We start from the raw sequence: 18,128 nt of genomic DNA, 5'->3' as shown, positions 1-18,128 counted from the left end.
CTGATCATCGAAGGCGAGAATCAGACGTGAATACCCTGCTTGAACTTGGGAACACGCATGCTGACCTTCGTACCGGCACCCGGCGCTGTCTCCACCACGAGTCCGTAGTCGTTGCCGAACGCGGCACGAAGTCTGTCGTCGACGTTGGCCAAACCGACGTGAGCAGCTTCTCGTGCGCTGGGTCGCCCCGATCCCGACTCGATGGCGTCGAGCGAACCGGAGCGCAGTAGTTCGGGGTCCATCCCCACACCGTCGTCCTCGACGCTGATGATGCAGTCCGGTCCCTCGTCCGCAGCCACGATGCTCACGGTCCCGCCCTCCGGCTTACTCGAAATGCCGTGACGAACCGCGTTCTCGACCAGCGGCTGGAGGGCAAGGAAAGGAAGAACCACGTTGAGCACTTCGGGTGCTATCTGAAGGCGGACGTTCAGAGCCTCCCCGAATCGCGCGCGTTCGAGGGTCAGGTAACGATCGATGTTGCGCAGCTCGTCGGCAAGCAGGGTGAACTCACCCGCAGATCGGAACGAGTACCGCGTGAAGTCCGCGAACTCGAGGATCAGTTCTCTGGCCCGCGCCGGATCGGTTCGAACAAACGATGCGACCGTGTTGAGCGCGTTGTAGATGAAATGGGGACTGATCTGTGCGCGCAGGGCACGCACTTCGGCTCGATCCAACAGGGCTCTGGACGCGTCGAGGTCGGCGAGTTCGATCTGACTGCAGGCATATCGTGCCACCTCGGTGACCGCTCCGAGCATTCCCGGCCACGGGTCCTCGCTGGTGACGATTCCCAGTACGCCGACCACGCCGATGTCCTCGATCAGCAGGGGCTGAGCGATCAGCGCTCGCACATGGTGATCGCTCGGTCCGCGCACCAGGTCCGAGTGCGTGACGAGTACCCGGCGTTCGCCTTCGATCGCACGAATGGCGGCGTCATGGAATTGTTCGGACAACGCTTCGTGACGGCCGTCCCACGCCAACAGGTTTCCCGACGCGTCTGCCAGGCCCAGACCGGAGCCGCCGGTCAGCTCGCGTAGGTGAGGCGCCGCCTCGGCGGCCGAATTCTCGTCGAGTCCACGCCGAAGTGGCCGCGCGGCAAGCGAAGCCGTGTGGAGAGCGGCATGGACTGCACGTTCGGTGGGGGTGGTCACCTCACGTCTGGTGCGCATCCACACAGCCGTCAGCGCCCCGGCCACTGCGAGAATCAGCACGCTGAGAAGCGCGACCACGGCCGGACTCAACGCGAGTCCTCGTCCAGTTTCCGTATCAGTGTTTTCGGAGCCACCGTGCGGTACGCATCTTCGACGACGTCGGCTACGTCGTTCCAGAATTTCTCGTCCTTCTCGTCGGCACTCGGAACGTCGAGGTACACGCCGATCCATCCCCGGCCACCCACGTACGGAGGGACGAAGAACCTCGACGGATCACGACTGACCCAATCTGCCTGCGCCCCAGGTGGGGCCGCGGCCCAGATCGCGACGCGATCGTCGTGGTGGTGATCTGCCATGGTGACGAACTGCGGCGCCTTGCGCACGAACCACGACGCTTCACCATGGCTGACCCGCTCGGTCGCCTCCGGCAATGCCAGTGCAAGAGCGCGGATTCGTGCCGAGGCCGTCATCGATTCACGACCCGCAGGTGTTCGGTGCCGGAACACCTGCAAATCGATCCTTCACCCACGCGACAGCTCCCGGCACAGCGGCGCCGTCCGCATGACCTTCACCCGGTCGCGCCTGGAATTCGATGACGTCACCGTCGGCGCAGGCGCGTTCGACTGCCGCCTCGGTCCATTCCGGACGGATCAGGTTGTCGTTGGTACCGACGACTACGTACATCGGACCGCTCGCGCGTTGACGGGGAAGAGCAACATCGCTGAGCCACGCGTGAATTCGGTCCGCATCCTCGGCGGTAGCCGGCCGCGTGTCGGCGGGCGTCACCTTTCCGACCAGACCCAACTTCTCCGTCGCCCGAGAGGTCAGGCACGAGGTGAGCAGGTCGTAGTTCTGCTCGAATGCGCCGCGCACGTAGTCGGTTCGTTCGAGGTCCGGATGGGTGAGGGACAGCCCTTCGAGTACATAGGGCAGCAGCAGTTGCTGAGGCAGTGACAGATTCACCTCGGAATCACTCGAGATGATCGGCGAGATGTCCGCTGCCGGGGACAGGTTTGCTGCACCGACGAATTCGAGTCCGTCGCCGTAGGTGTCGGCCTCCTCGGCTGCCGCCCAGGATGCCTGCCCGCCTTGGGACAGCCCCAGAGTTGCCCAACGAGTCGAGGTGTCCGGAACGACGTTGCGCGCCGCTCGAACCGCGTCGATGACGTTGAACGCCGCGGTGTCCGGTTGCAGGTAAGGATGCGGGTCCGGAGTGCCGAGGCCCTCGAAGTCGGAGACAGCGACCACGTATCCCGAGTCGAGGAACGGCGCGACCAGGCCGATCGTGCCGAACAGGGTCGGCGAGGCCGACGGCGCGCAGTCGTCCGAAATACCCGTCGTGCCATGGCCGATGGAGACGATCGGCCAACCGCCCTCCGGCGGAGTTCCAGGCGGCGTGAACACCGTTCCCGACACCTGAGTCTCTCGGCCGTCGATACCGGAGGTGGAGCCGTACAGGATTTTCACCGCGCTTGCTCCGGACGCCGCCACTTCGGCTGTGCTGGTGAAGGGTTCACTGTCGAACACGACGCCACGTTGCGCACTGCTCTCGACCGACGGGGTTGTCGTGGTCGAGGTGTCGGTGACGGAGACATCCGGCGAGGCATCCGATCCGCAGCCGACGCTCACGAGAAGTGCGCTCGCCACCACGACTCCCCAGACTGCGCGAACCCGCGAACTCCGAACCGTCATACGCAGTGTTCCCCTCTATTTGCCTGCACCGCTACCTGCTCGGCGACGCCTGACACGTTCCTCTGCTGCGGCCTCTTCGATGTCGAGCCCTTCCAATACGGTACGCAATACCTCGTCGTCGAGATCTCCGTCGTCACGTGCGGCGATCAGCGCAACTCGTTGCGAGCGCAGTGACTGATGCCTGAACTTGTCGAACAGAGCTCCCGCATTCCACAAGGCGGCCTCGCGATCGGCGTCCTCGTCGACCTCCTGGAGTTGAAGCCTCGCCTGCATCGAGCGTCGTACGCGTTCGACGATCGCCTGCAGTTCCTTCCCGTCGATCCCCGGCGGAGGGTGCGCGGCCGCGTCTGCCAACGCCTTCTCTCCCGCCTTGCGAGAAATGTTGCGGGCCAACTCCATCTGTTCCTGCGTGCGCAACTGCTCGTAAGGATCCGCGACGTCGAGGCGACGGATCATGAACGGCAAGGTCGATCCCTGGATGAGCAATGTCCCGACCGCGACGATGAATGCGATCGCCTGGATGACGCCGCGTCCGGGGAACGGCTCGCCGGACGAGAGTGCAAACGGGATACCGCCGGCCGCAGCAAGAGTGACGACGCCGCGCATTCCCGCCCACGAGACCACCAGATTCTGTTTCCACGTCAGTTGATTCTCGCGATCACGGCGCAGGGTTACACCGAATCGCACACGCGAGTAGCTCAGGAACAGCCACACCGGCCGAATCACGATGACAACGGCCAGGACTGCCAGACCGTACGCGAACACGTGAAGCACCGGAAGTCCGTCGGCGACAACATCGTCGATCACGAAGCTCAGTTGCAGCCCCATGTACGCGAAGACGAACATCTCGAGGAGCGTGTCCAGGCTCGACCACACCGAGCGCTCCTGCAGCCTGGTCATGATCGACGCGTCCGTCGAATAGTGCCCGATCACCAGACCAGCGACCACGACGGCCAGAACACCGGACGCGTGTAGTTCTTCAGCGGCCAGGTAGGCAGCGAACGGAAGCACCAACCCCAAGCCGGTTTCCAGTGGAGAGTCGTACATGCGGGCACGAACGAACTTGACGACAAACGCGAGCACCAAGCCGACGACAACGCCGCCGATCACTTCGTACGCGAAGAACAACAGGGGCGAATCGGTGGCAATTCGCGTTCCGGTCACTGCTGCGACGGCGACGGTGAAGAGCGTGAGCGCGGTGGCGTCGTTGACGAGCCCCTCGCCCGTCAGGATGGCGATCACCCGTTTCGGGAGCCCGAGCTTCTGACCGACCGCCACCGCGCTGACGGCGTCGGTCGGCGCGATCACGGCCCCGAGCACCAGGGCGGCGCCGATCGTGAACTCGGGCACCATCCATTCGGCGAAGAAGGCAACCACGAACGCCGTCACCAACACCATTCCGACGCCGAGGCGCAAGATCGGGGCCAAGTTGCGTTTGAAGGTCGCCACCGAGAATTTCAGAGCGGCCGAGTAGAGAAGCGGCGGCAGGACCACACCGAGAATGACGTGGGGATCGAGTTCCGGCCGCGGCATACCGGGTATGAAGGATGCGACCGAACCTACCGTCACCAAAACCAGCGGAGCCTGCAGGTTTCGTCGATTGGACAGCCCGGTGACTGCGATGGCGGCAATGACGACCAGCAGAATCCAGGTGAAGTTCACGCGTTCATTCTGCCCGCCGACCCTGGGAGTTCACCTAGCGGACGCACAGAAGCCCGCAACCTTTTCGGTGACGGGCCCCTGAGCAACGGTGCTACCGAAAAACGGTATGCCGAATCCGGTATTACTGCTTTTCGGGAACAGCCTTCTTGGCGGCCTCAGCTGCCTTGTCGATCTGATCGCCGTACTTGTTGCCGGTCTTGTCGTCGGCGATGTCGGCGACCTTGTCGATAGCGTCGTGAACCTTGTCGGAGTTCTCCGCTGCGAGCTCCTGGCCCTTTTCGACCAATCCCTTGACGTTGTCCAAGAAACCCATGTCCGTGTCCTCTCCCGGTGCTGACGCACATCCTTCGGCGGAATCGTTCCTCCGCGCCCTTCGATTCTCACAGGTCGACGGCCTCTGCGCCAGAAAGCAGGTCCGTGCGTTCGAGCCGTGCGCAACTCGAGGTAGCGTTAACCCGCCAATAGCTGATTGACCACCCATCGACATCGACAGGTGCCCGGTTTGAATGCAGGACTGCGCGGGACGGGGAGCGACCCCTACCCCACGCGTGAACTGCTGTCCCGGTGGTGGTCGGATCGCACCGATTACACCTGGCTCCCCCGATTCCTCGACACTCGCGGGCTGACCGTTCCCGGACGCAAATTAGTCGCGGTGTGGTGTTTTCTCTTCGCCCTGATCGCGGCGACCATGCAGTTGAGCCGCTTCGGTTCCGACACCGCCCTGGCGCGGTCGATCTTTGCCCTCGGAACTATCAGTGGCGCCTATGCGGGCTACCGCTGGGCGCGTAACGAATCGTGGCCAACTTGGCGACAATCCGTGGCCTTTGTCGTCTGGGCCGACCTGTGGCTCGCCGTCACTCTCTTCTTCGCCGTACGCACCGCTTTCGTCGGAACCATCGGCTGCATCTTGTTCATCATGATCGGCTTCTATGCGGCGATAGTTCACAGCCCTCGCGTTGCCATCAGCCACATCGGTTGGGCTCTTGCTGTCTGCACGACGCTCGCTGCCATGGCGATGTCCGAGCCGGTCAACGACGACTGGGTGGTCGTGAATCTCTATCTGATGGTTGCCGGTGTGGTTTTCTCCACCGCGTGGATTCTGCAGATCGTCTGGCTGCGCCTGACCGACGACGCACGCAACGCCCACCGGGACTACCTCACCGCGACACTCAATCGCCGCGGACTCCAGGACGAGGCACAGCATCTGCTGCGCAGTGATCGAACGCAGGCTCTGATCGCACTACTCATCGACGTCGACTCGTTCAAAAACCTCAACGACACACACGGCCACGTCGCGGGCGACGACGCGTTGACCGCTGTCGCCGACCGCCTCATCGCTGCCGCCGGCCCCGATGCGGTGGTGGCTCGAATCGGTGGAGACGAGTTCGTCGTCCTGCGCGGAGTCGATCGAGGAGACATCGAGCAGGTCGCCACCGAGATACATTCGGCGGTCTCGTCCGACTCCGATCCCTATCCTGTGTCCGCCAGTACCGGCGTCAGCGTCTATCTGAGTCCCGAGACGGACTTACCGGATCGAGCTGTCAACGAACTGATCGAGCACGCAGACAATGCGATGTACCGAGCCAAGAAGCGCGGCGGCGATCGCATTGCCTGGGTGCAGATGTTCAGGCGCTGAAACTACTCACTCACTGTGGGCATGGTGATGCTCGCCGGGCAGGTCGTCGGGCGTCGCGAACATCTTTCGTTTCTCCCCGTGCAGGCGTGCGCTGATCCACCACGAGAGTTCCACGAGTACAACGCCGATCGCGCCGAGGGTGATCGCGAGCGTCGTCGCAGCGACGTTGCTCGGATCCAGTTTGAAGAACTCGCGGGTGAACGGCAGCGCGAACAGGATGAGGTATCCGGCCACCGACCCGCCGATCAGAACGAGCTTCCACCAGACGTACGGCCGAGCCACGACGGCCAGAACCCACACGGCGATCATGATCAACGTGATGAGCGCACTGGTTCCGGCCTGGATCTTCTGGGTTTCCGTCTGGTCCGGGCCTTGGTAAGCCAATACGTAGGAGATGAACGTGGTGATGCCGATGATCAGGCCCGACGGCAACGCCAGACGCATCACGCGCGAGACGAAACCGGTTCGCGCACGCTCGTTGTTGGGTGCCAGAGACAAGATGAAGGCCGGGATACCGATCGTGAACCACGCTGCGATCGTGACGTGGCGGGGCAGGAACGGGTACGGCAGCGGTTCGAAGTCGAAGACCTGGGACAGGACGCCGGTGATGCCGATCAGGAACGCAAGCACCACCGAGTAGACGGTCTTGGTCAGGAACAGATTCGACACACGCTCGATGTTGCCGATCACTCGGCGGCCTTCCGCGACGACGTACGGGAGCGTCGCGAACTTGTTGTCCAGCAGCACGATCTGGGCCACGGCTCGGGTAGCCGGGCTGCCCGACCCCATCGAGACTCCGATGTCGGCGTCCTTGAGTGCGAGCACGTCGTTGACGCCGTCACCGGTCATCGCGACGGTATGTCCGCGAGACTGCAAGGCCGCGACCATTTCCCGCTTCTGATCCGGTCGCACTCGACCGAACGTCGTTGCTCCGTCGAGAGTGTCCGCCAGCTTTTCCTGATCGCTGGGCAGCTCTCGCGCGTCGATGGGGCGGTCGCCGCCTTCGAGTCCGAGGGATCCGGCAACGGCGCCGACGGAAACCGCGTTGTCGCCGGAAATGACCTTGACCGCGACCTTCTGGCTGGCGAAGTACTCCAACGTCTCCTGGGCGTCCGGGCGCACTTTCTGCTCGAGCACGACCAGAGCTTCGGGGGTGACGGTGCCAGGGGCGTCGGCGTCGTCGACGGGGAGGTCGCTGCTGCCGAGCATGAGGACACGAAGTCCGCTCGAACCCACTTCCTCGGCCTTGCGGGCCATTTCCGAGTCGGGATCGAGCAGCACGTCCGGGGCACCGAGTACCCAGTTGCCGTGACTGCCGTACGACTGGCCGCTCCACTTCTTCGCCGAGGAGAACGGCGCCACCGCTGTCGCTTCGCCCCACCCGGAGTCGTCGGAGAGAGACTCGCGAATCGCCAGGACACTCGCGTTGGGGCGAGGATCGGACGCGGCCATCGCGCTCAACGCGGACTTGACCGCAGTCTCCCCCGATCCACCCGGTGCGACGTCGACCTCGGACAGCCGCATACCGTTCTCGGTCAGCGTTCCGGTCTTGTCCGCGCACACCACGTCGACACGGGCCAGACCCTCGATCGCCGGCAACTCCTGAACGAGGCACTGGCGCTTGCCCAACCGGATCACACCGACCGCAAATGCAATGGACGTCATGAGCACAAGGCCTTCGGGAACCATCGGAACCAGAGCTGCCACCATGCCGTTGAGTGCCGGTCGGATCGGCAGGCCGATCGTGAAGAGCTGATTGAAGATGATCAGCGCACCCGCCGGAATCATCAGGTAGGTGATGAACTTCAGGATCTTGTCGATGCCGCTACGCAGTTCGGAATGCACGAGGGTGAACTTGCTCGCCTCTTCGGCCAGCTTGGCCGCGTATGCATCGCCGCCGACCTTGGTGGCGCGGTATGCACCGCTGCCCGCGGCAACAAAACTGCCCGACAACACTTGCTGGCCACTCGCCTTGTGAACCGGATCGGCCTCACCGGTGAGCAGCGATTCGTCGACCTCGAGTGCGGCCGAACTGACCACCTCACCGTCGACGACTATCTGGTCACCGGATCCGAGTTCGATAATATCGTCGAGCACAACATCTTTGGGCGCCATCGCCACGGCGACGCCGTCACGCCTGACCATGGGCTTGGCCTGACTCACGATGGCCAGAGCGTCGAGCGTGCGCTTGGCGCGGATCTCCTGGATGATGCCGATACCGCTGTTCGCGATGATCAGCAGTCCGAACATGCCGTCGATGATCGAACCCGTCGCGAGCACGATCACCAACAACACGGTCAGGATCGCGTTGATGCGAGTGAAGACGTTGCCGCGAATGATGTCCTTGACCGAGCGGGACGCCCGGTCCGGTACATCGTTGGTTTGTCCCGACGCGATCCTTGCTGCAACCTGATCGGCGGTCAGACCGCGGGCGACGTCGACGTCGTCCGGCAATCGCTCAGGCGCTACCGCCACTGCTGTCTCTTCTGAACTGGTGTGCTCGTGAGCCATGGTCAAAGATTACGCACCCGGAGCAACTAATCAGGGTCGGACTCGTGTGGCAATGACGGCTACACGAAGATCACACCCGTGCGCCGCGGTTCTGCGATGCTGGTCGGAACGAGCAGAGAAGGCCATCGAGGAACGGTATGAAATACGTCTACAACGGTCTAGACGAGGCGCTTCGGTGCGAACGGCCCGTCGACCTGCCGATTTCTCTCGACCTCAACCGGACCGACAACGTGGTTGTCTGGTTGTCGGCGATTCGGGTTTACTCGTTCGGGATGATGTTCGCGATTGATGCCCGCTACGAGGATCCGGCACTCTCGCTGAGTCTCGGCACTTACGACGGGCGTCCCACGTTCACACATTTCAGCGCGCCGCTACTCCTCGGCCTCGGTTTCGCGGACGGATCATCGGTGACAACCGCGCAAAGAACGCGAGGCTCGCTGCTGGAGTTACGCACGGCTGAAAGCCGCTCGGGCTCAGTGCGCGGTGAGTATTTGCTGGCTCCGATACCGCCTGCCGGGCCGATCGATGTCGCAACTGCATGGCCTCAGCTGGGAATGGACGAGAAGGTTGTCACCCTCGACGGAGAAGGCATCGCATCCGCATCCGCAAGTGTCACACAACTATGGGAACCGAAACGACAACCCGATCCCGACCTCACCAGTGAACAAGTGACACATCAACTGCAGTACCAACGTGGGGGTTGGTTCGGAATCCGACTGGATTGAGGAAGATCCCGGGTGACTTTCGAGCACGGGCCGCAGTCAGCCCAGCGGTATCCACCACTTCGACGGCGGTGTCGGTGACAACGCGTCGATCCTGCCGCCCGGCATCGGGACCGACACTGTTGTGCCCGCATCTGCAGCCGACTCGTCGAGGCGAATGATCGGCTCCGACCACGAGTGAAACGCGAGGTTGAACGTCGCCCAGTGAATCGGGACGAAGACACCGCGCGACCCGTCGCCCTTGTTAAGGTCGATGTGCGTCTGCACTGCCTCTTCCGGATTCATGTGGATGTCCGGCCAGCGCACGTCGTACGCACCGACGGGGAGAAGCGTCAGATCGAAAGGCCCATAGGTTTCACCCAGCTGTTCGAAACGCGATGTGTATCCGCTGTCACCACCGAAGAAGACCCGGTGCTTCGGCCCGGCGAATACCCACGACGCCCACTGCGTCGTGTTCCGGACGAGGCCACGACCGGAGAAGTGACGAGCCTCCGTGCACGTGAGGACCAGGTCGTCGATTTTTGTCGACTCGTCCCAGTCCAATTCCACGATCCGGTTCTCGGGCACCTTCCAGTGCCGCAGGTGAGCCCCGATACCGATCGGCACGACGAACGGAGCGGTCTGTGTACGAGTCAGGGTCTTGACCGTAGCCATGTCGAGATGGTCGTAGTGATCGTGAGAGATGACTATCGCATCCACTGCAGGCAGTTCGGTCAAAGCCACCGGAGTGGGGTGCATGCGCGCGGGACCTACTGTGGCCGAGGGTGATACGCGTTCACTCCACACCGGATCGGCGAGAACGCGGTAGCCGTCGACCTCGACGAGAACGCTCGAATGGCCGTACCACGTCACCGCCGCGTCGCCGGCTGCCGCCGGTGCCAGCGGAGTGGCCAACGGAATCGGCCGACGCGGCCGACCCGTCGACCCTCGCGTGGCCATCGACTTGAACATTCCGACATCGGTGCCCGGAACCAGTGTGCTGCTGGGCTCCGAGTTGTGGAACTGGCGGTCCCGGTATCGCGGGGACATCGCCGCATACGGTTGCACCGTGTTTCGCGAGGCCCCGATCTGCGTCGGGATGCCCCATGCGGCTCGCGCCACCCACCCCGTCGCCGCGGCAACAGCAGCAACTCCGAGAACCGTCGTCTTCTTCATTCAGACGAGCGTAGCCACTATCTGCCCTGCGTGCCCGGCGCCTGTTTTCCCTGCAACCAGCTTTACTTACCCTTGAATACGGGAGGGCGGTTCTCGATGCGGGCAGCGCGGGCTTCCTGGACGTCCTCGCTGAGCCAGGCGGCGTGAAGCGCGTCGAGCTGCTCGGGAGACTGCTCCTCCATGGTGCCGTCGTCGTTGAGAACCATCTTCATGTGCCGCAACGACAGCGGTGCGAGATTCGCGATGCGGTGTGCCCATTCCTGAGCGTCGTCGAGGGTTCCGATTTTGTTGGCGAGGCCGCGAGTGAAGGCTTCTTCGGCGCCGATCTGTTCGATGCCGAGCAAAATGGTGCGCGCGGGACCGCCGCCGACCAGCGACGCGAGCCGACGCATCGTCCACTTGTCCACCGAGACACCGAGGGTGGCGGCCGGGATTCCGAAGCGAGCGCTCGGCGCTACGACGCGAAGATCCGACGCGATGGCCAGTTGCGTGCCCGCGCCGATGGCCGGACCGTTGACGGCAGCGATGACGGGGATGGGCGCCGTGTCGATAGAGCGAAGCATCTCGAACAGGCGATCGGTGAAGCCCTCCATGTAGACGTCGCCGGAAAGGTCCGCGCCTGCACAGAACGCCGATCCCTCACCGGTGATGACGACGACATGCGCGTGCTCGGCTACCGCCGCGTTCATCGCGTCCCGTATTGCGATGCAGAGTTCCGCGCTGAGCGCATTACGACGCTCGTGACGCTGCAACTCGATGGTCACGACGTTGCCGTCACGGGAGAACCCGATCATGTCCGCTCACTTTCGTTTCTGGAAGGCTCGACACAGGGATGTTCCGAGGCGCCGATACCGTCCGCATACTTCTCTGCAGCTAAGTTCTGTACATCAGGAGGTTAGATTACCGATGAGTACAGACGACCTTGCCGCACAGCAACCACACCCGGTTGACGTGGTGGTGATCGGCGCCGGACAGGCCGGACTCTCCGCCGCGTACTACCTGCGCAAGTTCGGAATCGAGCCCGAATCGGGGTTCGTGGTGCTCGATCATGCGTCGGGGCCGGGCGGGGCGTGGCAGTTCCGTTGGCCGAGCCTGACACTGAGCACCGTCAACGGCGTCCATGACCTCCCGGGAATGTCCTTCGCGGAAACCACCGGTACAGACGCCGAACAGGTGCCTGCATCGGTGGCGGTCCCCCACTACTTCGAACTGTACGAAAAGCAATTCGAACTTCCCGTCCACCGCCCGGTACACACGCGAGTGGTGTGTCCGAGGGAAGAGCGCCTGCGGATCGAGACCGACCAGGGAGTATTCGCGGCGCGAGGCTTGATCAACGCGACGGGGACCTGGGAGCGGCCCTTCATCCCCCACTATCGCGGGGCCGAGTCGTTCCGTGGCCGACAACTGCACACGAAGGACTATCGAACCGCTGCCGAGTTCGAAGGCAAACATGTCGTCGTGGTCGGCGGCGGGATCTCGGCCGTCCAACTGCTCGACGAGATCTCACGCGTCACGACCACTACCTGGGTGACGCGGCGCGAACCCGAGTTCCGCGACGAGCCGTTCACGCCGGACATCGGCCGCGCTGCGGTTGCCATGGTCGAAGATCGTGTACGACGCGGCCTGCCACCGGGATCCGTTGTCTCGGTGACCGGCCTCCCGGTAACGCCTGCCATCCAGGCAGCGCGAGAGCGTGGTGTGATGAATCGACTGCCGATGTTCTCCGAAATTCTTCCGAACGGCGTGAAGTGGGCCGACGGTACCGTCGTCGACGCCGATGTCATCTTGTGGTGCACCGGTTTTCGTAGCTCACTCGATCACCTGGCGCCGTTGCACCTGCGCGGACCGGGTGGCGGAATTCCGATGACCGGGCGCCTCGCCACGCAGGTCGAAGCCGACCCTCGCGTGCACCTGGTGGGATACGGACCGTCGTCGTCGACGATCGGAGCCAACCGCGCCGGCCAAGCGGCAGCGCGCGAACTGACCGCGTACCTGGGAATCGGCGAATGAACAGAATCCTTGTTCCGGGCGAAACCTGCTGGCGCATCGAACCGGCGGACAATCTTGCCTGCATCGTCGACGCCGCTGACTACTTTCATCATGCGAAGTCCGCAATGCTGCAAGCTGAAAAGCGAATCATGTTGATCGGCTGGGACTTCGACACGCGCATCAAACTCGAACCAGGCGAGCAGACTCTCGACGGCCCCAACCGGTTGGGAATGTTCCTCCGCTGGCTCGTCCGCGAGAAACCCGACCTCGAAATCCTCGTACTCAAATGGAACATCGGCGCGTTCACCGCAATCGGCCGCGGCATGACTCCCGTCTTCGTGTCCAACTGGCTGACCGACGAGCGCCTACGGTTCGAGATCGACGGCGCCCACCCGGTTGGTGCGGCGCACCATCAGAAAATCATCGTCATCGACGACGCTCTGGCGTTCTGCGGCGGCATCGACATGACTGTGGACCGCTGGGACACCTCGGATCACGTCGACCGAAACGATTATCGAATCACGCCGAGCGGAAGGCGTTACGGCCCTTGGCATGACGCAACCACGGCGGTCGACGGCAATGCGGCTGCGGCCATCGGCGAATTGGCGCGGGCACGCTGGAAATCCGCAACCGGCGAGGATCTGACACCGGTCAAGAGCACTGCGACTCCGTGGCCCGTCAATTTGGCTCCCACCTTGCGGGTGGTCGACGTAGCCGTCGCCAGAACATTGCCGGAACTCGGCGAGCGCGCGGAGGTTCGTGAGATCGAGGCGCTGTATCTCGCCGCCATCGCCGGCGCCGAACACACGCTGTACATCGAAAGCCAGTACCTCGCCTCACGCACGCTGGCCGAGGCGATTGCCGCGCGCCTGCGTGAGGACGACGGACCGGAAATCGTTCTGGTCATTCCGCGCAACGCCGACGGTTGGCTGGAACAAAAGGCGATGGACGGGGCGCGCCACGACCTGCTACATCTGCTGTGGTCCGCTGACATCCACGACCGTTTCGGTGCATTTCATCCCGTGACCTCTTCTGGCGCACCAATTTACGTACACGCCAAGGTTCTCGTGATGGACGATCGCCTCCTGCGAATCGGGTCGTCGAATCTCAACAACCGTTCGATGGGCTTCGACACCGAGTGCGACATCGCCGTCGAATCCGACGACGACGCAGATGTCGAGTTGCGCGCCTCGATCATCGGATTGAGGCGCCGGCTACTCAGCGAGCACCTCGACGTCACCGAGGAAGAAGTCGACGACGCGTTGGGCGAGCAGTCACTGTTGTCGACGGTTCGCGCTCTCGCGACCTCCGACGCTCGCAGTCTGCGCGAATTCGACCGGAACACAGTCGACGGCGAAGACCACGTGCTCGCTGAAAATGCACTGATGGATCCCGAGCGCACGCCACCCAGACTGAGCGATCGAATCGAAGGATTGCGCCGCCTGCTCGGCAAACGCTGAGACTCTAGAACACGCGCACGCAGTGCCCGGTTGCCAGCGCGAGTTCGACGAGCGTTGCACCGTGAACACTCGGGACGAGCGCGAGGAGAAACGTATCGCTGTCGCTGTCGAGCCAGGCAAGTGAAACGCCCGTATCGGTGATGTTGTCGACGATACGGGCGAGAAGCGATTCGAGTCCGGCAGCTCGATCGAAGCCCATGGCAAGACTGTCCGCCCACTCCCACGATCCTGCCGGCGCCGACGTGAGCACTCGCAGCTGACCCAGAACCTCGGCAGCGCCCTCGTTCCAATCCACCCAGACCAGGCGTTCTTGTTCGTGCAATGCGTCGACGAGAGCAAACCACGCCATTTCCGGGTGCGGCTTCTCGAGCGTCTGTGAGTACAACTCGTTCTGTACTTCGACGTACCGTTCCGGCTGGTCGATCGCGAGAGTCACACGATCGATGACAACAGCGCTGTCAGGGGCGAGCAGTTCGGCGATCGCGCGCAACGCGTCGCGAGCAGTTCCACTCACTATGGCTCCAAGTTCAATTCGGTCATCGGTGCGGTTTCCACATTCTGACATGCGTGTGCGCCTCGTTCGGACGTGTCCTCGATGTCGGGACACGAGCCAGATGCTTGCCGTGAGTTCCACGAATTCCCGGGCAACACCGCTCGCCGAGCTACCAAATTGGACTTTCCGGCTATCCCATTCGCCGCACTTGTCCGTTTACCCTTTCACCTGGCCTTACAATCCGGATATAGTCATCGGCGATCCAAGAAGCCAACTGGGATGTAGCGAGCCAGCGAACAGTCTGTTACCGTTCAGCTAACTACCCCTTCTGGTCAAACCGGATCGAAGGGGTTCGGGCAATGACCCACGGGGGGTTGACGTGAAGGGGCCATGTTCCGCATGAAACACGATTCACACACGACAACCTCTTGGTGGTCGATCGGCGAATGGCGCCTGGGATGGAAGGTCATCGCCGTTCTCGCATTGCCGATGATCGTCGCCGTCGTCCTCGGAGCCCTTCGCGTTCAGACGGAACTCGAAGAAGCCGCACAGCTGAGTTCCTCGTCCGAGCGCGCCCTCGCTGTGCCCGCCGCGATCAATCTCGAATCCGCGCTGTACGAGCTCGCCGAAGCCGCATCGGCACGCACTGACACCGGCCCCGCCACACAAGCGGTTTCGGACGCAATGGATCAACTGGTCGACGCCGCGCGCGCGTTCCAGTCCGACGACGACCTCAACGACCAAGTGACTTCGGCGCTCGCAGAGAGCCGTTCCATCATGGAAGAGGTCGCCGCCGGCGCGGTGGCTCCCGCACGCTTGGTTTCGCGGGTCGGCGAAGTCTCTCGCGCACTCTCGAGCACCTTCACCAGCGTCGTCGAGCATTCTCAGCGTCCGGCGCTGCGCGAAGAGGGTGGCCGACTCTCAGCACTCTGGGATGCGCGACGAGCACTGGCCGAACAACGAATCCTCTTCGGCTCAGGTGATCCGGACCAGCAGGCTCGTACCTCGATGGTCAGTGCCGCCGGTGCCGAACTGGTCGCTCTGAACAACATTCTCGCCATCGACGGGAGCAACGACACCGTCCGGACCCTCAGCAACTCCGCTCAGAACCGGATCAACGCACTCGGATCAACCCCGTCGACCTCTCCTCTGGGGAGCCGCGTCGGTACCGATCTGAAATCCGGAAACGACCAGTACAACAGCCTGACCGACACCACCGTCACCGAGTTCGGCGATACCGTCACCGCTGAATCCAATGCAGCACGAACCGCAGCACTTCGTGACACTGCAATCGTGCTCGGCGCGGTCCTGCTGGCACTGGCCATCGCCCTCGTCATCAGCCGATCGCTCATCGATCCGATCCGTCGGCTGCGATTTGCCGCATTGCAAGCAGCACGACGCGGACTCCCCGACGCGATCGAACGAATTCGCGCAGGTGCCAGTATCGACGACGTCGACTTCGCCCGTGTACCGATCCGCACCCACGAGGAAATCGGCGAGCTTGCACGCGCGGTGGACGACATGCACGGTCAGGCCATCACGCTGGCCGGCGAGCAGGCCACCCTGCGGCGCCAGGTCAACGACATGTTCGAAACGCTGTCGAGGCGTAACAAGTCCCTCGTCGACCAGCAACTCGGTTTGATCGAACAGTTGGAGCAGGACGAAGACGACCCTCGTCGCCTCGAGAATCTGTTCCGGCTCGACCACATCGCCGCGAGAATGCGTAGAAACGGCGACAACTTGTTGGTTCTCGCCGGAACCGATGTACGCCGCGCCAGAACCGCCCCCGTCGCTCTCGGCGATATCCTTCGTGCGGCGGTATCAGGCGTCGAGGAATATCGACGCGTCGAACTCGGGCAGATACCGCCCGGAGTCGTCACCGGTCATGCTGCCCCGGACGTCGTTCACCTCATCGCTGAACTGCTCGACAATTCTCTGCGGTACTCCCCGCCGGAGACCACCGTCTCCATCAACGCTGCCCGCACCATCGACGGCTCCATGATCGTCGAGATCGCAGATCTCGGTATCGGCATGTCGCCTGCCGATATCCTCGATGCCAACGAGCGCCTCGCCGCCGGCGGCGAGATGAGCGCGGATACAGCGCGTCGCATGGGTTTGTTCGTCGTGAGCCGAATCAGTCGTCGCTACAACATCTCTGTGCGCCTGCGCCCGACGGCAACGTCGTCGACGCACAGCGGCATCACCGCAACGGTGCTCCTACCGACGTCGATACTCGATTCTTCTCGGGGACCCGAGATCCGCACGCCGCGAACCGGACCCGTGCCCACGCTCGATCGGACTCCGCCGCCCGCACCGTCTGAACCGTCCTGGTCACAGCCCGTCCCGACCGAATTGGCACCCCCGCAGCCTGCGACCAGAAGTTTCGCAGATCTCCCGCGTCGAACGCCCAGCAACAGCACCGACCGGACTGAGACGTTCGCCCCGATCACACCGCAATCCATTCCCACGACAACAGCGCCTTCGGGGTTGCCACGTCGCACTCCGGGCACAAGTGGAGTACCGGCGGTCAGTACCTCGACTCCGACCACTGCTGCACCCGCCACCTCCGTGTCGTCCTTCGCTCCTCTGCCCGATCCCGAAGGCACAAGCGCATCGACGTCCCTTCCCGTGCGTACTCCTTCGCCGGAATTCACCTCGCCGGCACAGGGTCCCGAGATCCCGGTGGGTCCACACCCGTCGACAACCCCGCCGCCACGGCACCGGCTCTCAGCCCCGACGCCGACAAACACTGCGGCGTTCTTCTCCTCGCGCACCCGTGACGGGCTCTCTGCTCGCGCATCGGCGCGCGCTGACGGCGCGGGAGACGGCAACTCGAACGGCGTACTCGCTGCCCCGACCACGATGCCGATTTTCGCCCGGATGGTGTCCGAGTGGCTCGTGGACCCGACGGCGGAGACGTCAGCTGCTTCCACCGGCAGTGCGTGGACCACCGACGCGGATCAAGGCTGGCTGGCCGCTCGGACCTCGTTCGAGATGCCGGTCACCAAGATCGCCGATTCCGGACTTCCCATTCGAGACCGCGGAGCCCGCCTGGTTCCCGGCGCAGTCGGGAGAGGTGGAACGACACAGCGCCATGCATCCAATCCGGCGGACGTCCAACGTGGTTGGAGCAGTTACCAATCCGGAGTACAACGAGGGCGTCGGCGCGCTGCCGACCATCAGCCCGATGGCGGACAGTCTTTCGAATCGTCCACGATGTTGCACAACGATGAAGGAGAACAGTGAACACTGTCGGAGCCCAAGAGACTCCCCGCGCACTCGACTGGCTGGTATCGGCTTTTGCCCGAGACGTGCCGGGTGTGAGTCACGCGATCATCGTCTCAGCCGACGGGTTGTTGACGGCCTCGAGCACGCATCTTCCGCTCGATCGGGCCGATCAATTAGCCGCTGTCACTTCCGGACTCGCCAGCCTGTCCGCGGGGGCGTCACGCCTCTTCGACGGTGGAGCCGTCATGCAGTCCGTCGTCGAGATGGAGAACGGCTACCTGCTTCTCATGGGCGTCGGTAGTGGCGCTTACCTTGCTGCTCTCGCTGTCGCCGGATGCGACATCGGCCAGATCGGTTACGAAATGGCGACTCTCGTCGATCGCGTCGGCACCACCATGGACATTGCCCCGAGAACATCGCAGGGTATTTGAG

The 18,128-nt window shown here is 63.2% G+C and carries 15 protein-coding genes; 6 read left to right on the top strand and 9 right to left on the bottom strand.

Features of this window, described 5'->3' with window-relative positions; translation table 11 throughout:
* Window positions 1–20 precede the first annotated feature (20 nt).
* The 5 genes from ACN50D_RS17550 to ACN50D_RS17530 form a co-directional block, all read right to left on the bottom strand.
* Window positions 21–1,238: a sensor histidine kinase gene (locus tag ACN50D_RS17550; RefSeq protein WP_030534943.1), complete on the bottom strand. Its 1,218-nt coding sequence runs from the start codon at window positions 1,236–1,238 to the stop codon at window positions 21–23.
* Complete coding sequence (locus ACN50D_RS17545; protein ID WP_063315931.1) at window positions 1,235–1,618, bottom strand: MmcQ/YjbR family DNA-binding protein; 384 nt, start codon at window positions 1,616–1,618, stop codon at window positions 1,235–1,237. The genes ACN50D_RS17550 and ACN50D_RS17545 overlap by 4 nt, the downstream gene beginning before the upstream one ends.
* 4 nt (window positions 1,619–1,622) lie before the next feature.
* On the bottom strand, window positions 1,623–2,840 hold the full coding sequence (locus ACN50D_RS17540; RefSeq protein WP_030534944.1) for a lipase family protein: 1,218 nt from the start codon (window positions 2,838–2,840) through the stop codon (window positions 1,623–1,625).
* 15 nt (window positions 2,841–2,855) lie between these two features.
* Entirely contained in the window at window positions 2,856–4,502 is a 1,647-nt protein-coding gene (locus ACN50D_RS17535; protein ID WP_003939739.1) for a Na+/H+ antiporter, read from the bottom strand.
* 121 nt (window positions 4,503–4,623) lie between these two features.
* Entirely contained in the window at window positions 4,624–4,815 is a 192-nt protein-coding gene (locus ACN50D_RS17530; protein ID WP_003940164.1) for an antitoxin, read from the bottom strand.
* A gap of 180 nt (window positions 4,816–4,995) precedes the next feature.
* Here ACN50D_RS17530 and ACN50D_RS17525 point away from each other — a divergent pair, with 180 nt between their 5' ends.
* Window positions 4,996–6,138, top strand: a complete 1,143-nt coding sequence (locus ACN50D_RS17525) for a sensor domain-containing diguanylate cyclase (RefSeq protein WP_003940053.1) — start codon at window positions 4,996–4,998, stop codon at window positions 6,136–6,138.
* Between the two features lie 6 nt (window positions 6,139–6,144).
* On the opposite strand, the gene ACN50D_RS17520 is transcribed toward ACN50D_RS17525, so the two are convergent.
* Window positions 6,145–8,649 carry a cation-translocating P-type ATPase gene (locus ACN50D_RS17520; RefSeq protein WP_003940410.1) on the bottom strand — a complete coding sequence of 835 codons (2,505 nt, stop codon included), beginning with the start codon at window positions 8,647–8,649 and terminating at the stop codon, window positions 6,145–6,147.
* 137 nt (window positions 8,650–8,786) lie between these two features.
* On the opposite strand from ACN50D_RS17520, the gene ACN50D_RS17515 reads away from it, so the two are divergent.
* The gene (locus ACN50D_RS17515; protein WP_211920739.1) at window positions 8,787–9,374 is read left to right on the top strand and encodes a hypothetical protein; all 588 of its coding nucleotides are present in this window, start codon (window positions 8,787–8,789) and stop codon (window positions 9,372–9,374) included.
* Between the two features lie 36 nt (window positions 9,375–9,410).
* Here the strand turns inward: ACN50D_RS17515 and ACN50D_RS17510 are convergent, their stop codons facing one another.
* Together ACN50D_RS17510 and ACN50D_RS17505 are read right to left on the bottom strand one after the other, a co-directional pair.
* A complete protein-coding gene (locus ACN50D_RS17510) occupies window positions 9,411–10,526 on the bottom strand; it encodes an MBL fold metallo-hydrolase (RefSeq protein ID WP_007727770.1) in 1,116 nt (371 codons plus the stop codon).
* Window positions 10,527–10,588: 62 nt separating this feature from the next.
* Window positions 10,589–11,320 carry an enoyl-CoA hydratase gene (locus ACN50D_RS17505; protein WP_003940192.1) on the bottom strand — a complete coding sequence of 244 codons (732 nt, stop codon included), beginning with the start codon at window positions 11,318–11,320 and terminating at the stop codon, window positions 10,589–10,591.
* A gap of 112 nt (window positions 11,321–11,432) precedes the next feature.
* Between ACN50D_RS17505 and ACN50D_RS17500 the strand changes: the two genes are divergently transcribed.
* Together ACN50D_RS17500 and ACN50D_RS17495 are read left to right on the top strand one after the other, a co-directional pair.
* The gene (locus tag ACN50D_RS17500) at window positions 11,433–12,536 is read left to right on the top strand and encodes an NAD(P)-binding domain-containing protein (RefSeq protein ID WP_046379033.1); all 1,104 of its coding nucleotides are present in this window, start codon (window positions 11,433–11,435) and stop codon (window positions 12,534–12,536) included.
* Window positions 12,533–13,975 (top strand): phospholipase D-like domain-containing protein, encoded by a 1,443-nt coding sequence (locus ACN50D_RS17495; RefSeq protein WP_211920741.1) that lies wholly within the window; start codon window positions 12,533–12,535, stop codon window positions 13,973–13,975. Before ACN50D_RS17500 ends, ACN50D_RS17495 begins: the two co-directional genes overlap by 4 nt.
* A gap of 4 nt (window positions 13,976–13,979) precedes the next feature.
* On the opposite strand, the gene ACN50D_RS17490 is transcribed toward ACN50D_RS17495, so the two are convergent.
* Complete coding sequence (locus ACN50D_RS17490) at window positions 13,980–14,489, bottom strand: DUF6630 family protein (protein WP_042451123.1); 510 nt, start codon at window positions 14,487–14,489, stop codon at window positions 13,980–13,982.
* 378 nt (window positions 14,490–14,867) lie between these two features.
* Between ACN50D_RS17490 and ACN50D_RS17485 the strand changes: the two genes are divergently transcribed.
* Window positions 14,868–17,714, top strand: coding sequence for an ATP-binding protein (locus tag ACN50D_RS17485; RefSeq protein WP_235867902.1), 2,847 nt, complete (start codon window positions 14,868–14,870; stop codon window positions 17,712–17,714).
* Entirely contained in the window at window positions 17,711–18,127 is a 417-nt protein-coding gene (locus ACN50D_RS17480; RefSeq protein ID WP_003940329.1) for a roadblock/LC7 domain-containing protein, read from the top strand. Before ACN50D_RS17485 ends, ACN50D_RS17480 begins: the two co-directional genes overlap by 4 nt.
* Window position 18,128 lies beyond the last annotated feature (1 nt).

It is taken from the genome of Rhodococcus sp. SB1D (genome assembly GCF_048573875.1).
GTDB classification, from domain to species: Bacteria; Actinomycetota; Actinomycetes; order Mycobacteriales; family Mycobacteriaceae; genus Rhodococcus_F; species Rhodococcus_F qingshengii.
Note: the sequence above shows the minus strand (reverse complement) of the source record. Positions and strands in the feature narration are given on the sequence as shown.

Bases quoted from the DNA above. Each gene is read 5' to 3' on its own strand.
- ACN50D_RS17485 (WP_235867902.1), top strand. From the start codon at position 14,868: ATGAAACACGATTCACACACGACAACCTCTTGGTGGTCGATCGGCGAA.
- ACN50D_RS17500 (WP_046379033.1), top strand. From the start codon at position 11,433: ATGAGTACAGACGACCTTGCCGCACAGCAACCACACCCGGTTGACGTG.
- ACN50D_RS17505 (WP_003940192.1), bottom strand. From the start codon at position 11,320: ATGATCGGGTTCTCCCGTGACGGCAACGTCGTGACCATCGAGTTGCAG.
- ACN50D_RS17540 (WP_030534944.1), bottom strand. From the start codon at position 2,840: ATGACGGTTCGGAGTTCGCGGGTTCGCGCAGTCTGGGGAGTCGTGGTG.
- ACN50D_RS17530 (WP_003940164.1), bottom strand. From the start codon at position 4,815: ATGGGTTTCTTGGACAACGTCAAGGGATTGGTCGAAAAGGGCCAGGAG.
- ACN50D_RS17545 (WP_063315931.1), bottom strand. From the start codon at position 1,618: ATGACGGCCTCGGCACGAATCCGCGCTCTTGCACTGGCATTGCCGGAG.
- ACN50D_RS17520 (WP_003940410.1), bottom strand. From the start codon at position 8,649: ATGGCTCACGAGCACACCAGTTCAGAAGAGACAGCAGTGGCGGTAGCG.
- ACN50D_RS17510 (WP_007727770.1), bottom strand. From the start codon at position 10,526: ATGAAGAAGACGACGGTTCTCGGAGTTGCTGCTGTTGCCGCGGCGACG.
- ACN50D_RS17515 (WP_211920739.1), top strand. From the start codon at position 8,787: ATGAAATACGTCTACAACGGTCTAGACGAGGCGCTTCGGTGCGAACGG.
- ACN50D_RS17495 (WP_211920741.1), top strand. From the start codon at position 12,533: ATGAACAGAATCCTTGTTCCGGGCGAAACCTGCTGGCGCATCGAACCG.